Genomic DNA, 15823 nt, shown 5'->3' on the forward strand with positions numbered 1-15823 from the left:
CCCATGAACGCCCTCGTCCACCGGTACCGCCCGCTGGGCATCGTGCTCCTGCTGGCCCTGCTGCTCATCGCCCCCACCGCGGGCCTGCTCAACGGCTACTGGTCGCGCACGGTGATGCTGATCGCGATCCTGAGCCTGCTGGTCAGCGGCCTGAACGTCGTCCTCGGCTACGCCGGCGAGCTGGCCATGGGACAGGTCGCGCTGTACGCCGTGGGCGCCTACGTCGCGGGCTACCTCGGCGTCGAGCTCGGCATGACGAACGTGCTGTTCTCGCTGCTGGGGGCCACCCTGGCCGCGGTCGTGGTCGGTCTCATCACCGGCATACCCGGGTTGCGCCTCGGCGGCTGGTCGCTGGCGATGGTGACGTTCTTCCTGGTCACGCTGGTGCCGAACCTGGTCGACGTCTTCTCCGGCTTCACCGGCGGCACGCTCGGCATGGGCACCGCCGTCCCCACCCTGTTCGGCATGGAGATCGTCGGCGACCGGCTCTACTGGCTGATCATCCTGGTCGTGGCGGCCTGGTTCGCGGTCGCCCGCAACCTGCTGCTGTCGCGGCACGGCAACATGTTCCTGGTCCTGCGGCAGAGCCCGATCCTGGCCTCGGTGCTCGGCGTCTCGGTGTACCGGCTGAAGCTGCTGGTGTACGTCGTCGGCGCGATCCCCGCCGCACTGGCCGGGGCGCTGTTCTCGATGCTGGACGGGTTCATCGCGCCGGACACCTTCACCTTCGCGCTCGCGCTCAGCGTGCTCGCCGCGTCCGTCGTCGGCGGCGCGACCTCGGTGTACGGCGCGATCGCCGGCGCGGCGGTGATGCAGCTCGGGCAGCAGACCTTCACCCAGTTCCAGACCTGGCAGCTCGTCATCTACGGCGCGTTCCTGCTGATCGCGGGCATCGCGTTCAACCGAGGGCTCGCCGGCCTCGCCCAGGACGGCCTGGCCGCCGTCCGCCGCAGGGGCTGGCTGCCGACTCCCGCCCCGGTCACCGTCGCCGCCGCCGAACCGGCCGGCGAGGTGGAGACGCGGCTCGAACCGCTGCACGGCGTGACGCTGCGCACCGAGGGGCTCGGCAAGTCCTTCGGCGGCAACCGGGCGCTCGACGACGTCACGATCGAGGCCAGGCCCGGCGAGGTCACCGCGCTCATCGGCCCGAACGGCTCGGGCAAGACCACCATGCTGAACCTGATCTGCGGCCTCTACAAGCCGTCCGCCGGGCGGCTGCTGCTGGGCGAGGAGGAGATCGGCGGCCACCCGACGTACCGCATCGCCCGGCACGGCGTGGCCCGCACCTTCCAGACCCCGCTGATCCCCGCGCACATGACGACGCTCGCGTTCGTCGCCACCGGCAGGTACGTGAGCCACCGCGTCGGCATCCTGCCCGCGATCCTGCGCCTCCCGGCCTTCCGCAAGGGGTACGCGACCGACGACGCGCGGGCCATGGCCCTGCTGCGGCTGGTCGGCATCGCCGACGTCGCCCACCAGCAGGTCGACTCGCTGGCCCTCGGCACCCGGCGGCTGGTCGAGGTGGCCCGCTGCCTCGCCTCCGGCGCCCGCGTGTTCCTGTTCGACGAGGTCGGCTCCGGCCTCGACGAGAGCGACCTCGAAGTGCTCGAACGGGCCATCGGAATGATCCGCGAGGCCGGCGGGACGGTGATCCTCGTCGAGCACAACTTCCCCCTCGTGCTCAAGCTGTCCGACCGAATCCACGTGCTCAGCCAGGGACGGCTGCTCGCCTCCGGCACTCCCGCGCAGATCCAGAACGACCGCAGGGTGCTCGCCGAGTACACCGGCGCGACCGACGGCGGGGATGCCGCCGACGCCTTCGACTCGGTGGCCGACCTTCAGGCCGCCGACGGTCCCGCCACGCCGAAGGGAGCCAAGTGATGTTGTCCGTCACCGGCGTCACCGGTGGATACGGTGACCTGCGGGTCCTGTGGGACGTGGACGTGGCCGTGCGCCCCGGCCGGATCACCGTCGTGCTCGGGCGCAACGGCGCCGGCAAGACCTCGCTGCTCTCCGCCATCGCCGGGCTGCTGCCCACCGTGAGCCAGGGCCGCGTCGAGCTCGACGGGCGCGACCTCAGCGGCGCCGCCGCCCACCGGCGGGTGCGGGCCGGTCTCGCGCTCGTGCAGGAGAACAAGCGGGTGTTCCGCGCCCGCAGCGTCGAGGAGAACCTGCTCCTCGGCGGATACAGCCTCGGCGGCTTCGGGCTGCGCGGCGGCGCGCGCGGGGCGGCGCTGGAGAAGGCCTACGAGCGTTTCCCCGTCCTGCGCCAGCGGCGGCGCGAACCGGCGGGCAGCCTGTCCGGCGGCCAGCAGCAGATGCTGGCCATCGGACAGGCCCTGATGCCGGGGCCGAAGCTGCTGATGCTCGACGAGCCCTCCGCGGGCCTCGCGCCCGCCATCGTCAACGAGGTCCTGGAGATGGTCGCGGCGCTGCGCGACGAGGGCCTGTCCATCCTGCTGGTCGAGCAGCGGATCGAGCACGCGCTGGCCATCGCCGACGACGTCGCGGTCATGGAGAACGGGCGCATCATCACCACCGGCCCGAAGTCCGCCTTCGACGACGGCGCGGTGATCCGCGAGGTCTACCTCGGCCGGTCGGGCGAACGCCTGACCACCGGCAACCATTGAGAGGAAAGAACTGATGTTGCTGAAGGACAGGGTCGCCGTGGTCACCGGCGCCGCGCAGGGCATCGGCCGGTCGGTCGCCGAGCTGTACGCCCGCGAGGGCGCCCGGGTGGCGGTGGTCGACGTCAAGGCGGACGCCGCGGAGAAGGTGGCGGCGGGCATCCGTGAGGCGGGCGGCCAGGCGATGGCCGTGGCCTGCGACGTGTCGGACCGGGCGGCGGTGGACGAGGCGGCCGCGGCCGTGAAGGCGGCGTACGGGCCGATCGACATCCTGGTGAACAACGCGGGCGTCACGCGCCCGGCGATGCTGCACAAGATGACCCAGGAGGAGTGGGACGTCGTCATGGGCGTCCACCTGCACGGCTCCTTCTACTGGCTGCAGGCCGTGGTGCACGACATGATCGAGCGGCAGCGCGGGTGGATCATCTTCAGCTCCTCCTCGACCGCGCAGAACGGCTCGATCGGCCAGATCAACTACGCGGCCGCCAAGTCGGGGATGCTCGGCATGGTCCGCACGGCCGCCCGCGAGCTCGGCCGGTACAACATCCTGGTCAACGCGGTCGCGCCCGCGGCGGCCACCGAGATGACGCTCAAGGTCCGCACGGACCCGCGCTTCGCCGACGGCGTCAAGCGGCTGCCGCTGCGCCGCCACGCCGAACCCGAGGAGATCGCGCCGACCTTCCTGTACCTGGCCTCCGACGCGAGCAGCTACGTCACCGGCCAGGTCCTCTCGGTGGACGGCGGCGGGATGATGGTGCGTTGACGGTGACGGCCAGTGGCCCGCTGGGCGGCGTGCGGATCGTCACCTTCGCCCCGCTCTACCAGGGGCCGTACGCGACGACGCTGCTCGCCGACCTCGGCGCGGACGTGATCACGGTCGAGCGGCCGGGGACCGGCGACGGCGCCCGCCTCCAGGGCGTCATGTTCGCCGCGCTCAACCGGGGCAAACGCTCGGTGGCCCTGGACCTCAAACGCCCCGAGGACCAGGAGACCGCCCGCCGGCTCGCCGGCACGGCCGACGTCCTCGTCGAGGCGTTCCGCCCCGGCACCATGGAACGGTACGGCCTCGGGTACCCGCGCCTGAGCGCCGGCCATCCCGGCCTGGTCTACGTGTCGCTCTCCGGCTTCGGCCAGGACGGGCCGTACCGGGACCGGGCCGGGCACGACCTGATGTACCAGGCGGCGGCGGGACTGCTCGACGGGCTGGTGGACCGGCCCGGGGCGGTCCACCCGCCGCCCGAGCTGGAGGCGGGCGCGATCGTCGGCGCCCTCTACGCCGCGCTCGGCGCGCTGGCCGGCCTGGTCGGCAGGGCCGCCACCGGCCGGGGCACCCACGTCGACATGTCCACCCACGAGGCCCTGCTGTCGGTGATGTCCCTGCGGCTGGAACCGGTGCTCAACGGCTCCGGCACACCGGCCCCCGCGCCCGGCCCCGAACCCGGATACGGGCTCTACCGCTGCGCGGACCGCCGGCTGATCGCGCTCGGCATCGGCTTCGAGGACCATTTCTGGGCTCTGCTGTGCGAGGCGACCGGCCTCACCGCGTACGCCGGGCTCACCCAGGCCGAGCGGGCGGCGCGGGGCGACACGCTCGCCGGGCTGCTGTCCGAGGCCCTGTCCGCCCATACCTACGCCCACTGGCAGGAACTCTTCGACCGGATCGGGGTGCCCGCCGGCCCGGTCCACCGGCTGCGCGAGATCCCCGACGACCCCCACGTGCGCGCCCGGCAGGCGATCCGCGCGCTGGACGGCGGCGACGGCCGCCGCTACGTGCGCCAGCCGCTGCGGTTCAGCGGATACGGCGCGCCCGACCCCGCCCCGGCCCCCGGCCTGGGCGAGCACACCGCTTCGCTCCTTCACGAGCTGGACGCATCACCGCACCATCAGGAGGTACCCGAGCCATGACCGCGCCCCCGCCCCCGCCCGCGCTCGACCGGCTGCTCTCCCCTCGGTCGATCGCCATGGTCGGCGCGTCCAACAGCCCCACCCGCATCGGAGGCACCGTCTTCGGCAACCTCCTGCGCGCCTTCCCCGGCGAGGTCCACCCGGTACACCCCAAGGACGAGGTGGTCCAGGGCCGGACGGCCTACCGCAGCGTGAGCGACCTGCCCGAGGCCGTCGACATGGCCGTGATCGCGGTGCCCGCCCGCGCCGTCGTGGACGTGGTCGCCGAGTGCGCCGCCCGCGGCATCGGCGGCGCCACCGTCATCACCTCGGGCTTCGCCGAGGCCGGGCCGGAGGGCCGCGCCCTCCAGGACCGGCTGACCGCGGTGGCCCACGAGACCGGCATCCGCGTGATCGGCCCGAACTGCATCGGGTACATGAACACGCACGGCGGCGTGATGGCCAACTTCATGATCACCCCAGACCAGCCGCTCCCCGAGTCCGGTCCCGTGGCGCTCGTCTCGCAGAGCGGCGGCTTCGGCTCCTACATCACCAACAAGGCCGTGCTGGCCGGGCTGCGGCTCGGCTGGTTCGTCTCCACCGGCAACGAGGCCGACGTCAACGTGGCGCAGGTCCTGCGGCACCTGGTGGAGCGGCCCGAGGTCGGGGTGCTGCTGTCGTTCGTCGAGACGCTGCGCGACCCCGAGATCTTCATGGCGACCGCGCGCCGCGCCGCCGAGCTGGACAAGCCGCTGGTGCTGCTCAAGGCCGGCCGCTCCGACGAGGCCGCCCGCGCCGCGATGAGCCACACCGCCTCGATCGTGGGCTCGGCCCAGGTCTTCGACGCGGTCTGCCGCCAGTACGGGGTGTTCGTGGCCTCCACCATGGAGGAGCTGCTCGACCTCGGCACCATCTTCCAGGACGGCCGCCGCGCGGCCGGCGACCGCGTGATCGTGATGACGTCCTCCGGCGGCGCGGGCGTGCTGCTCGCCGACGAGGCCGGGCAGGCGGGCCTGTCGGTGCCCGAGCTGCCCGCCGAGGAGCAGGCGGCGCTGGAGGCCGACATGCCGCTGCCGTTCTACGGCAGCACCTCCAACCCGGTCGACACCACCGCGCAGACCACCGCGATGCCCGACGCCTACCGCAAGGTGCTGAACAAGGTCGCGGCCAGCCCGTCCGGCGACATGGTCGCCGCCGTCACCTGGGCGGGGCCGGGTCCCGCCAACGACGCGATCGTCGAGATGTACCGGAACACCGCCAAGCCGGTCGCGATCCTGTCCACCGCCTGGTCCGAGCAGTTCCAGCGGGCCGGGGTGCCGACCTTCACCGACCCGCGCCGGGCGATGGCCTCGCTGAGCGCGCTCGCCCGTCTCTCGGCGCGCGGCCCGGTGCCGCCCGACCCGGAGGCGTTCGCCGCCGACGGCGACCGCGTGCGGCGGGTGCGCGAGCTGATCGCGGCGGCGGGCGAGGAGACGACGCTGCTGGAGTCGACCGGCAAGAGCATCCTCGCCATGTACGACGTGCCGGTGACCCGCGAGGAACTGGTCACCGGCGTGGACGCGGCGGTGGAGGCGGCGGCGCGCATCGGCGGGCCCGTGGCGATCAAGGTGATGTCGTACCGGCTGCCGCACAAGTCCGACGCCGGGGCGATCCGGCTCGGCCTGCGCGGCCCGGACGCCGTGCGCGACGGCTACCGCGAGATGCTCGACGAGGTGGCCCGCCGGGCCCCGGACGCGCGCGTCGAGGGCGTGCTCGTCCAGCAGATGGCGCCCGCCCGGCTGGAGCTGACCTGCGGCGTGCAGCGTGACCCGGTCTTCGGGCCCATGGTCGCGGTCGGGCTCGGCGGGGTGCTGGTGGAGGTGCTGAGCGAGGCCGTGCTGCTCCGCCCGCCGTTCGACGCGGACGCGGCGGTGGCGGCGCTCGGCCGGCTGCTCGGCGGGCGCCTGGTCACCGGGCGGCGCGGGCTGTCGGAGGAGGAGCTCCGGGCCACCGCCCAGATCATGACCGGGCTCGGCGCGCTGGCGCTCGAACTCGACGAGGTCGCCGAGGTGGACGTCAACCCGCTGCGCGTCGCCGACGGCGCGGTGCTGGCCGCCGACGCGCTGATCGTCGTGCGCCATGACTGACCGTCGCCACCTGATCGGGCACGCGTACACGCCGTACACGTTCCCGGTGGAGCACGGCAAGGTGCGCGAGTTCGCCCGCGCCGTCAAGGACGAGGACCCGGTCTACCACGACGTCGAGGCGGCGCGGGCCGCCGGATACCGGCACCTGCCGGCGCCGCCCACCTTCTCCGCCGTCACCTCGCACTGGGCGACGCGGAACGTGGACGTGCTCCGGCTGGACCTGCGCCGGGTTCTGGCGGGCGGCGCGGAGTGGGAGTACCTGGGCGACATCGCCGCCGGCGACGTGCTCACGGTGCGGTCGCACATCGCGGACGTGCAGGAGAAGACCGGCAGCCGCGGCCCGATGACCTTGGTGATCACCGAGCACGAATTCGTCAACGAACGCGAGGAGACCGTGATGCGGCTGCGCAGCACGGTGATCGAAATGGGGGAACAGTGACAGCACCGGACCCGGAACCGGGCACGGCCCCGGACACAGGACCGGACACGCCACCGGGGACGGTGGCCCCGGAGCGCCGCGTCGGGCCGCTGACGCGCACCGACTTCGTCCGGTACGCCGGAGCCGGCGGCGACTTCAACCCCATCCACCACGACGAGACCTTCGCCCGCTCCGCCGGGTACCCGTCGGTCTTCGGGCACGGGCTGCTCACCGCCGGCGTCCTCGCCGGGTACGCCGCCTCGTGGCTCGGCCGCCGCAACCTGCGCCGGTTCACGGTCCGGTACGTCGGCCAGGTCTGGCCGGGCGACACGCTCGTGCTCAGCGGCGAGGTGCTCCGCACCGGGACGGCCGAGGACGGCGGCACCGAGGTCGAGGCGAGCCTGGAGGTGCACACCGAGGCCGCGGGCCGCGAGCGCAGGCTGGTGCTCCGGGGCGGCGCGACCGCCGCCTACCCGGCCCCCGCGCTCGCCCTGGCGGAAGGAGAACGGGCATGACCGCGCCCGACAGGGAGGCGACCGCGACCGGGCCGGCCTCCCACCATGAGACGGCCCTGACCGGATCGGCCCCCCACCGGGAGTACCTGGACCGGCTCGCCGCCGGCAGCGTGCCGTTCCAGACGTGCGACGGATGCCTGACCGCCGTGTTCCCGCCCCGGGTGATCTGCCCGGCGTGCGGGGCCACCGAGCTGCGGTGGAGCGAGAGCTCCGGGCTCGGCGCCGTCTACTCGACCAGCGTCATCACCCCGCGGGACACCGACCCGTACCCGGTCGTGCTCGTCGACCTCGACGAGGGCTTCCGGATGATGAGCACCGTCGTGGAGACCCCCGCCGCCGACGTGCCGATCGGGATGCGCGTGCGCGCCCACGTCGACCGGGAGGGCTCTTCCGACCCCCGGGTCGTGTTCACGGCGGCGGAGGCCGCGGAAGGAGAGGAGGCGTCATGAGTTCCCGCGATCTGCGAGGCGCCGCGGCGATCGTGGGGGTCGCCGAGTCCGACCTCGGAGAGGTGGGCCAGGACCGGTACGCCGTCGAGCTGGCGGCGCAGGCCGCCGGCGCGGCGCTCGCCGAGGCGGGCCTGACCACCCGGGACGTGGACGGGCTGTTCTGCGCCATCGCCGGGCGCGGCATGGCCCCGCTCGACGTCGGCGAATACCTGGGCGTGCGCCCCCGCTACACCGACGGCACCATGGTCGGCGGCAGCTCGTTCGTGTCGCACCTGCACCACGCCGCGCTGGCCATCGCGGCCGGGGCGTGCGACGTCGCCCTGATCGTCTACGGCAGCACGGCGCGCTCCGACAGCGGGCGCGGCAGGCTCGCCATGGGCCCGCCCGAGCTGCCCTCCTACGAGGCCGCCTACCGGCCGCGCCCGCCGATCACCGGATACGCGCTCGCCGCCGCGCGGCACATGCACCAGTACGGCACCACCCGCGCCCACCTCGCCGAGGTCGCGGTCGCGGCGCGGCAGTGGGCGCGGCTCAACCCCAAGGCGTTCGCCCGCGACCCGCTGACCGTCGAGGACGTCCTGGCCGCCCGCGTCGTGTCCAGCCCGCTGTCCACCCTCGACTGCTGCCTGGTCACCGACGGCGGCGGGGCGGTCGTGGTGACGAGCGCGGCGCGCGCCGCGGACCTGCCGCGCCCGCCGGTGTACCTGCTCGGCGCGGGCGAGGCGCACTGGCACCGCGCGATCTCGCAGATGCCCGACCTGACCGTCACGGCCGCCACCGAGTCCTCCGCCCGCGCGTACGCGATGGCGGGCCTCGGACCCGAGGACGTGGACATGGTGCAGCTCTACGACGCCTTCACCATCAACACCATCCTGTTCCTGGAGGACCTGGGCTTCTGCAAGAAGGGCGAGGGCGGCGACTTCGTCTCCGGCGGACGCATCGCGCCGGGCGGGGTCCTGCCGGTCAACACCAACGGCGGCGGCCTGTCGTACTGCCACCCGGGCATGTACGGCATCTTCCCCCTCATCGAGGCCACCCGGCAGATCCGCGGCGAGGCGGGCGAGCGGCAGCAGCCCGGCGTGTCCGTCGCGGTCGCGCACGGCAACGGCGGGCAGCTCTCCAGCCAGGTCACCGCGATCCTCGGCGGGCGGGACGCCCTATGAGCACGGTGATCACCGAGCGGGACGGCCCCGTGCTGACCGTCACGCTGAACCGGCCGCACGTGCTCAACGCGCTGGACGCCGAGACGCTGCTCGCGCTCGCGGACGCCTGGCACGAGGCGGCGGACCCGGAGGTCCGGGCCGTCGTCGTGACCGGCAGCGGGAAGGGCTTCTGCGCCGGAGCCGACCTGCGCACGCCCCCCGACCCGTCCCGCAAGCCGGGCAGCTCCGGGCTGCGGCACACCTACCACCCGCACGTGCTGGCGATGGCCGCGCTGGAGAAGCCGGTGATCGCCGCGGTGAACGGCGCCGCCGCCGGGGCCGGGCTGTCCCTGGCCGCCGCCGCGGACGTGCGGATCGCCGCCGCCACCGCGAAGTTCGTGCCCGCCTTCGCCACGGTCGGGCTCGTGCCCGACGCCGGAGGCGCCTACTTCCTGCCCCGCCTGCTCGGCTACGCCCGCGCGTTCGAGTGGCTGGCCACCGGCAGGGCCGTCCCCGCCGAGGAGGCCCTGAGCTGGGGACTCGTCTCGCGCGTGGTCCCGCCAGAGGAGCTGCTGCCCGCCGCGGCCGAGCTGGCCCACCGGATGGCCGCCATGCCCGGCGTGGCGGTCGGGCTGACCAAGAGGCTCCTCGACCACGGCCTCACCCACGGGCTCGCCGACCTTCTGGACGAGGAGGCGCGGGCCCAGGCCCGTGCCGTCGCCGACCCCGGACGTCAGCGCGCCCGCGCCGAGATGGTGAACCGGCTTTCCGCTACCAAGGAGGACAGATGAGCGACTACAAGACCTTGCTGGTGAGTGTGGAGGACGGGCTCGCCACGATCGCGCTGAACCGTCCGGAACGGCTGAACGCGATCGGCGGCGGCCTGGAGCGCGAGCTGGCCGAGGCGCTCGCGGAGGTCGGCGCGGACAAGTCCGTGCGGGCCGTGCTGCTGCGCGGCGAGGGCCGGGCGTTCTGCGTCGGCGGCGACGTCAAGGAGATGGCCGTACGCGCCGAGGACTCCGAAGACGCCGAGGGACCGAGCGCGGGCCAGCAGGTCTACCAGCTCCTGCACGGCCGCCAGATCCTGGAGACCATCCTGTCGGTGCCGCAGCCGATCGTCGCCGCCGTGCACGGGTACGCGATGGGGCTCGGCGCGACGATCGCGCTGTTCTGCGACGTCGTGATCGCCGCCGAGGACGCCCAGTTCGCCGACACCCACGTCGCGGTCGGGCTCGTCGCCGGCGACGGGGGCGCCGTGGCGTGGCCGCTCGCGATGCCGCTCGGCGCGGCCCGCTACTACCTGATGACCGGCGACCGGCTCGACGGCGCCGAGGCGGTACGGCTCGGCCTCGCCCTGCGCGCCGTCCCCGCCGGCGGCCTGGTGGACGAGGCGACCGCCGTCGCGCGCAAGCTCGCCGCCTGCGCCCCCCTCGCGGTGCAAGGGACGAAGACGACGGTCAACAAGATCGTGCGGGAGCGGATGAACCTGCTGCTCGACCTGGGCCTGATCCTGGAGGGCGGCACCTTCGTCAGCGACGACCACAAGGAGGCAGCCGCCGCGTTCGTCGAGAAGCGCGCCCCCGTCTTCCGGGGCCGGTGACCACATGAAGATCGTTGTCTGCGTCAAGTACGTCCCCGACATGGCCTCCCAGCCGCGCTTCACCCCCGGCCACCGGGTCGACCGCGCGGGCGGGCAGCTCTCCGAGCTGGACGAGTACGCCGTCGAGCAGGCGCTGCGCGTCGTGGAGTCCGTGCCCGGCGCGCACGTCACCCACCTGACCGCCGGGCCGCCCGCCGCCGCCGAGGCGCTGCGCAAGGCGCTCGCGATGGGCGGCGACGCGGCGGTGCACGTCAGCGACGAGGCGATCGCCGGGTCCGACGGGCCCGCCACCGCGCTCGTCCTCGCCGCCGCGCTGCGCCGCCTCGACCCCGACCTCGTGGTCTGCGCGATGGCCTCCACCGACGGCGGCACCTCGCTGGTCCCGGCCATGCTCGCCGAACACCTGGACATGCCGCAGCTCACCTTCGCCGGCGAGGTGAGCGTGGCCGGCGGCGCCGTGCGGATCCGGCGTGACGCCGCGGGAGAGATCCGGCACCTGGAGGGCACGCTGCCCGCCGTCGTGTCGGTGACCGACCGCATCGGCGACCCCCGGTACCCGTCCTTCAAGGGGATCATGGCGGCGAAGAAGAAGTCGCTGGAGACCTGGACCCTCGCCGACCTCGGCGTGCCCGCCGACCAGGTCGGCGCCGCGGCCAGGACCGTGGTCGAGGACATCACCGCGAGGCCCGCCCGCACCGCCGGGACCATCGTGCCGGACGAGGGCGAGGGAGGGCGCTCGCTCGCCGGCTTCCTGTCCACGCGCAAGTTCATCTGAAGAAGGGACGGCAGTGTCAGAGATTCTCGTGCTCATCGGGCACGTCGCGGGACAGGTCGGCAAGCCGGGTCTGGAACTGCTCACGCTGGCCCGGGAGCTCGGCGACCCGGTCGCCGTGTGCGCGGGCACGGCGGACGAGGGCGTCGTCGAGACGCTCGGCCGGTACGGCGCCCGCCGGGTCCACGTCATCGAGTCCGCCGAGCTGGAGGAGTATCCGGCGGCCTGGGTGCGCGCCCTGGCCGAGCTCGCCGCGGAGGCGTCGCCGGCGGCCGTGCTCGTCGAGTCCACCCCGGACGGCAAGGAGACCGCGGCGCGCCTGGCCGTCCGGCTCGGCGGCGGCGTGCTGACCGACGCCGTGGACGTCCGGCCGGGGCCGGACGGCCCCGTCGTCACCCAGTGGGCCTTCGCGGCGTCCTTCACCGTGACGTCCCGGGTGGCGCGCGGGCTGCCGATCATCGCGGTCAAGCCGAACGCCGTCGTGCCCGCCGAGGCCCCGGTCACGCCGGCCGTCACCCGGAGCGCCCTGACGCTCGGCGACGCCGACCGCCGCACCCGGATCGTGTCGCGCGCCGCCCGGGAGAGCACCGGCAGGCCGCAGCTCACCGAGGCGGACGTCGTGGTCGCCGGCGGCCGCGGCATGGGAGGAGCCGAGCAGTTCACGCTGATCGAACGGCTCGCGGACGCGCTCGGCGGCGCGGTCGGCGCCTCGCGCGCCGCGGTGGACTCGGGCTGGTACGCCCACACCCACCAGGTCGGGCAGACGGGGGCCACGGTGTCGCCGCAGCTCTACCTCGCCGTCGGCATCTCGGGGGCGATCCAGCACCGCGCCGGCATGCAGACCAGCAAGACCATCGTCGCGGTGAACAAGGACCCCGAGGCGCCCATCTTCGAACTGGCCGACTACGGCGTGGTCGGCGATCTCTTCGAGGTGGTGCCACAACTCCTCGACGAGGTCGCCAGGCGGCGATCCTAGGTGGGCGGCTTCCGCGAGCTGCCCCGCGAGGTCAAGATCCTGACCGTCGTCGCCTTCACGGTGGCGGTCGGGTTCGGCATCCAGTCCCCGGCGATCCCCGTGTTCGCCGGGGAGTTCGGGGTCGGCAGCACGGCCATCGGGGCGGTGGTCTCGGCGTTCGCGTTCATGCGCCTGGCCACCGGCCTGCCCGGCGGGCGGCTGGTCAACCGCTTCGGCGAACGCCGGGTGCTCCTCACCGGCATGGCCATGCTCGCCGCGACCAGCATCCTCGCCGGGCTCTCCTGGAACTACGCGCTCCTGCTGATCTTCCGGGGCGCGTGCGGCGTCGGCTCGGCGCTGTACACGGTGTCGGCCATGAACATGCTGCTGCGGGTCACCCCGGCCTCGCACCGGGGAAGGGCCACCGGCTACTTCCAGGGAGGCTACTACCTCGGCACGGTCACCGGCCCCGCCCTGGGCGGAGGGCTGCTCGGCGTCTCCCCGCGCCTGCCGTTCTTCGTGTACGGCGTGGCGGTGGCGATCGCGGGCGTCATCGCGGCCGTCGCGCTGGCGCGGGCCGCGCTGGTCGCGCCCGCCCCGCCGCGCGCGCAATCGGCCCGGCAGGGCGTCACGCTGGGGCAGGCGCTGCGGCAGCGGCCCTACCTCGCCGCGCTGAGCTCGAACTTCGCGCTCGGCTGGGCGGTGTTCGGGGTGCGGGTCTCGGTGCTGCCGCTGTACCTGCTGGTGGTGATCAAGGCGAGCCCGACCTGGATCGGCGCCGGGCTCGCCGTGGGAGCCATCGTGCAGGCGGCGGCGCTGCCCCTCGCCGGACGGATGGCCGACCTGTGGGGACGCCGGCCGTCCCTGCTGCTCGGCCAGGGGCTGATCCTGTGCTGCCTGGCCATGGTGACGGCGTGGCAGACGCTCCCGTCCTACCTCGCCGCGTTCGCGCTGATCGGGCTCGGCACCGCCTTCTGCACCACGGGCGGCGCGGCCACCGTGGGCGACGTCACCCAGGGGCGCGGCGGCACCGTCGTGGCCGGGTACCAGATGACCGCCGACCTCGGCATGACCGTCGGCCCCTTGGTGGCGGGCGCGCTGGCGGCCTCGTTCTCCTACGAGGTGGCGTTCATGGGCACCGCCGCCGTCGTGCTCGTCAGCTGGTTCATGGCCCTCACCGTCCCGCCACGCCCCACCGAACAACCGGCCTGACCGCACACCGGCTCCACCGGGCGACCGGCCCGGCCCCCCGACACCGGCGGCCCGCCGTTCCCGCTCCGCGAGTCCGGGGACCGCGGGCGCCGGCGTGCCGGCTCAGGCGAAGGCGACGTCCGCGGTGTCGACGGTGCCGCCCTGGCGGCCGGGCGCGTTCTGGTACTTCCAGTAGAGGTTGGTGTGCGCGATCACCTGGTCGGGGGGCGGCGCGCCGTACTTGGTCAGGTCTTCGGTGGTGTGCGCGTCGCCGACGAGCGTCACGTCGTACCCGCGGACCATGGCCCCGTGGATCGTCGCGCGGATACACGCGTCGCTCTGGGCGCCGGTGACGACGACCCGGCCCACCCCGCGCTCGGCGAGCACGGCCTCCAGCTCGGTGTCCTCGAAGGAGTCGCCGTAGTTCTTGTGGACGACGGGCTCGGAATCGCCGTGGACCAGCTCGGGCACGTACCGCCAGGCGTCGCTGTCGCGCGGGAGGCCCTCGTCGGAGTGCTGGACCCAGACCACGGGCACGGCCTCGGCGCGGGCCTTGTCGACGAGGGTGTTGATGTTCGCGATCACACCGTCTCGGTTGTGGGCGTCGGCCACCACGCCGTTCTGGACGTCGATGACGAGCAGGGCGGTGTTCGGCCGGTCGGGCAACGTGGTCATGGCACCTTCTGTTCCTGGTCTCGTTTCCTGCGGCCTCCCACACTAGGCACCGCGACCGACAAAGCGGCAGGCCAGATCACCCGGCGACCGCATGGACGGCACGCTGACCGCCGGCGTGGCCCCCGTGCCCGCCGGAGGCGGGGCGGCATCTCTTTGACACCGGTTCGCGGAGGACGGTGGTGTTCTGCCGCGAATGTGTTAGTCCGGAGGTGAAACCGCCGAACGCAGTCGGACCCGCGGGCAGGTCGTCACCATGATTCCGGAGGAGGACGTCGCCCGCCGCGCCCGGCGGAGATCTCTCACGGCCCTCCTGCTCGCCGAGGTGATCTCGGTCGCGGGCACCTATGTCACCCGGCTGGCGCTCCCCTGGTTCGTCCTGACCGCGACGGACTCGACCAGCCAGATGGGCGCCGTCCTCGCGACCCAGATGGCGGCCATGGCGATCTTCGGCATTCCCGCGGGGCCGCTCGCCGACCGGCTCACGCCCCGGCGCACCATGCAGATCGCCGACCTCGCGCGCGGGGCCCTGATCCTGCTCGTGCCGGTGCTCCAGGCGGCGCACCTGCTGTCGTTCCCCGTCCTGCTCGCCATCGTCTTCCTCGTGGGGTCGTTCTTCACGCCGTACCACGCGGCGCAGCGGGTCCTGCTGCCGGATCTCGTCCGGGACGACCAGCAGGCCCTGTCCCAGGCGAACGCGCTGCTCATCGGCGCCACCCGGACCGCGTCCCTGCTCGGCCCCGCCGTCGCGGGAATGCTCGTCGCCACCTCCGGCGCCTCCACCGCGCTGATCGTCGACGCGGCCACCTTCTTCGCGTCCTACCTCCTGATCACGTTCTTCGTCCGCGGGAAACAGCCGTCCTCCGCCGGGAACGCGCCGCCGACCGTCTTCTCCGGCCTGATCCTGCTGGTGCGCGACCGCGTGCTGCGTCCCTGGACGATCGCGCAGTGCGTCTGTGAGATGGCCGTCCAGATCGTCCTGGCGGCCGTCCCGATCATGGCCTTTCTGCGGTACGGCGGGGACCCGCGCACGGCGGGCCTGCTCCTCATGATGTTCGGCGCGGGCGCCGTCGCCGGCAACGTCCTCGTGCTGCTCCTGCTGCCCCGCTGGACCACCTCCCGCCTGATCGTCGCGGGTTGCGTCCTCGAACCGGCCATCCTCTGGGTGCTCGCGATCGACACCCGCGCGGTCACCGTCGGCGTGGTGCTGCTGCTCGCCGGCTCGGCCCTCGGGCTCATCAACGGCCCCGGCACCGCGATGCAGACCCACCACACCCCGCCCGCCCTGCGCACCCATGGCATGTCCGCCTTCGCGACCCTCATCCTCGGGTCCGGCGCCCTCGGCCTGGCGCTGACGGCCCCGGCTCTCGAAACCCTCTCCCCCGAGGCCGTCTTCACCCTGGTCGCCATGCTCTACACGATCGGCTCCCTCTTCGCCATCGCCTCGACCGCGCGCTCGGACGGCGCGTGAC

Annotated in this window: 16 protein-coding genes; 15 read left to right on the top strand and 1 reads right to left on the bottom strand. The window is 73.8% G+C overall.

Going from position 1 to position 15823, the window contains the following annotated elements:
• The first annotated feature begins 3 nt into the window (after nucleotides 1–3).
• From BJ982_RS05990 to BJ982_RS06055, 14 genes are read left to right on the top strand one after another with little or no spacing between them, the layout of a single operon-like run.
• A complete protein-coding gene (locus BJ982_RS05990; protein WP_184877348.1) occupies nucleotides 4–1881 on the top strand; it encodes a branched-chain amino acid ABC transporter ATP-binding protein/permease in 1878 nt (625 codons plus the stop codon).
• On the top strand, nucleotides 1881–2630 hold the full coding sequence (locus BJ982_RS05995) for an ABC transporter ATP-binding protein (RefSeq protein WP_184877350.1): 750 nt from the start codon (nucleotides 1881–1883) through the stop codon (nucleotides 2628–2630). The genes BJ982_RS05990 and BJ982_RS05995 overlap by 1 nt, the downstream gene beginning before the upstream one ends.
• 13 nt (nucleotides 2631–2643) lie before the next feature.
• Nucleotides 2644–3390: an SDR family NAD(P)-dependent oxidoreductase gene (locus BJ982_RS06000; RefSeq protein ID WP_184877352.1), complete on the top strand. Its 747-nt coding sequence runs from the start codon at nucleotides 2644–2646 to the stop codon at nucleotides 3388–3390.
• A gap of 2 nt (nucleotides 3391–3392) precedes the next feature.
• Nucleotides 3393–4532 carry a CaiB/BaiF CoA transferase family protein gene (locus tag BJ982_RS06005; RefSeq protein WP_184877354.1) on the top strand — a complete coding sequence of 380 codons (1140 nt, stop codon included), beginning with the start codon at nucleotides 3393–3395 and terminating at the stop codon, nucleotides 4530–4532.
• Complete coding sequence (locus BJ982_RS06010) at nucleotides 4529–6637, top strand: acetate--CoA ligase family protein (RefSeq protein ID WP_184877356.1); 2109 nt, start codon at nucleotides 4529–4531, stop codon at nucleotides 6635–6637. Before BJ982_RS06005 ends, BJ982_RS06010 begins: the two co-directional genes overlap by 4 nt.
• Nucleotides 6630–7076 carry a MaoC family dehydratase N-terminal domain-containing protein gene (locus tag BJ982_RS06015; protein ID WP_184877359.1) on the top strand — a complete coding sequence of 149 codons (447 nt, stop codon included), beginning with the start codon at nucleotides 6630–6632 and terminating at the stop codon, nucleotides 7074–7076. The genes BJ982_RS06010 and BJ982_RS06015 overlap by 8 nt, the downstream gene beginning before the upstream one ends.
• The gene (locus tag BJ982_RS06020) at nucleotides 7073–7570 is read left to right on the top strand and encodes a MaoC/PaaZ C-terminal domain-containing protein (RefSeq protein ID WP_203959358.1); all 498 of its coding nucleotides are present in this window, start codon (nucleotides 7073–7075) and stop codon (nucleotides 7568–7570) included. The genes BJ982_RS06015 and BJ982_RS06020 overlap by 4 nt, the downstream gene beginning before the upstream one ends.
• Nucleotides 7567–8019, top strand: a complete 453-nt coding sequence (locus BJ982_RS06025; RefSeq protein ID WP_184877361.1) for a Zn-ribbon domain-containing OB-fold protein — start codon at nucleotides 7567–7569, stop codon at nucleotides 8017–8019. The genes BJ982_RS06020 and BJ982_RS06025 overlap by 4 nt, the downstream gene beginning before the upstream one ends.
• Nucleotides 8016–9182, top strand: a complete 1167-nt coding sequence (locus BJ982_RS06030; protein WP_184877363.1) for an acetyl-CoA acetyltransferase — start codon at nucleotides 8016–8018, stop codon at nucleotides 9180–9182. Before BJ982_RS06025 ends, BJ982_RS06030 begins: the two co-directional genes overlap by 4 nt.
• A complete protein-coding gene (locus BJ982_RS06035) occupies nucleotides 9179–9952 on the top strand; it encodes an enoyl-CoA hydratase/isomerase family protein (protein WP_184877365.1) in 774 nt (257 codons plus the stop codon). Before BJ982_RS06030 ends, BJ982_RS06035 begins: the two co-directional genes overlap by 4 nt.
• Nucleotides 9949–10761 (top strand): enoyl-CoA hydratase/isomerase family protein, encoded by an 813-nt coding sequence (locus BJ982_RS06040; protein WP_184877367.1) that lies wholly within the window; start codon nucleotides 9949–9951, stop codon nucleotides 10759–10761. Before BJ982_RS06035 ends, BJ982_RS06040 begins: the two co-directional genes overlap by 4 nt.
• A gap of 4 nt (nucleotides 10762–10765) precedes the next feature.
• Nucleotides 10766–11536, top strand: a complete 771-nt coding sequence (locus BJ982_RS06045; protein WP_184877369.1) for an electron transfer flavoprotein subunit beta/FixA family protein — start codon at nucleotides 10766–10768, stop codon at nucleotides 11534–11536.
• Nucleotides 11537–11549: 13 nt separating this feature from the next.
• Nucleotides 11550–12509: an electron transfer flavoprotein subunit alpha/FixB family protein gene (locus tag BJ982_RS06050; protein ID WP_184877371.1), complete on the top strand. Its 960-nt coding sequence runs from the start codon at nucleotides 11550–11552 to the stop codon at nucleotides 12507–12509.
• On the top strand, nucleotides 12510–13700 hold the full coding sequence (locus tag BJ982_RS06055; protein ID WP_184877373.1) for an MFS transporter: 1191 nt from the start codon (nucleotides 12510–12512) through the stop codon (nucleotides 13698–13700).
• 102 nt (nucleotides 13701–13802) lie between these two features.
• Here BJ982_RS06055 and BJ982_RS06060 read toward each other — a convergent pair whose 3' ends face one another.
• Nucleotides 13803–14354, bottom strand: a complete 552-nt coding sequence (locus BJ982_RS06060) for an isochorismatase family protein (RefSeq protein WP_184877375.1) — start codon at nucleotides 14352–14354, stop codon at nucleotides 13803–13805.
• A gap of 253 nt (nucleotides 14355–14607) precedes the next feature.
• Here BJ982_RS06060 and BJ982_RS06065 point away from each other — a divergent pair, with 253 nt between their 5' ends.
• Nucleotides 14608–15822, top strand: a complete 1215-nt coding sequence (locus BJ982_RS06065; RefSeq protein ID WP_184877377.1) for an MFS transporter — start codon at nucleotides 14608–14610, stop codon at nucleotides 15820–15822.
• The last annotated feature ends 1 nt before the right edge of the window (nucleotide 15823 follow it).

The sequence above is a fragment of the Sphaerisporangium siamense genome, from assembly GCF_014205275.1.
GTDB lineage: Bacteria > Actinomycetota > Actinomycetes > Streptosporangiales > Streptosporangiaceae > Sphaerisporangium > Sphaerisporangium siamense.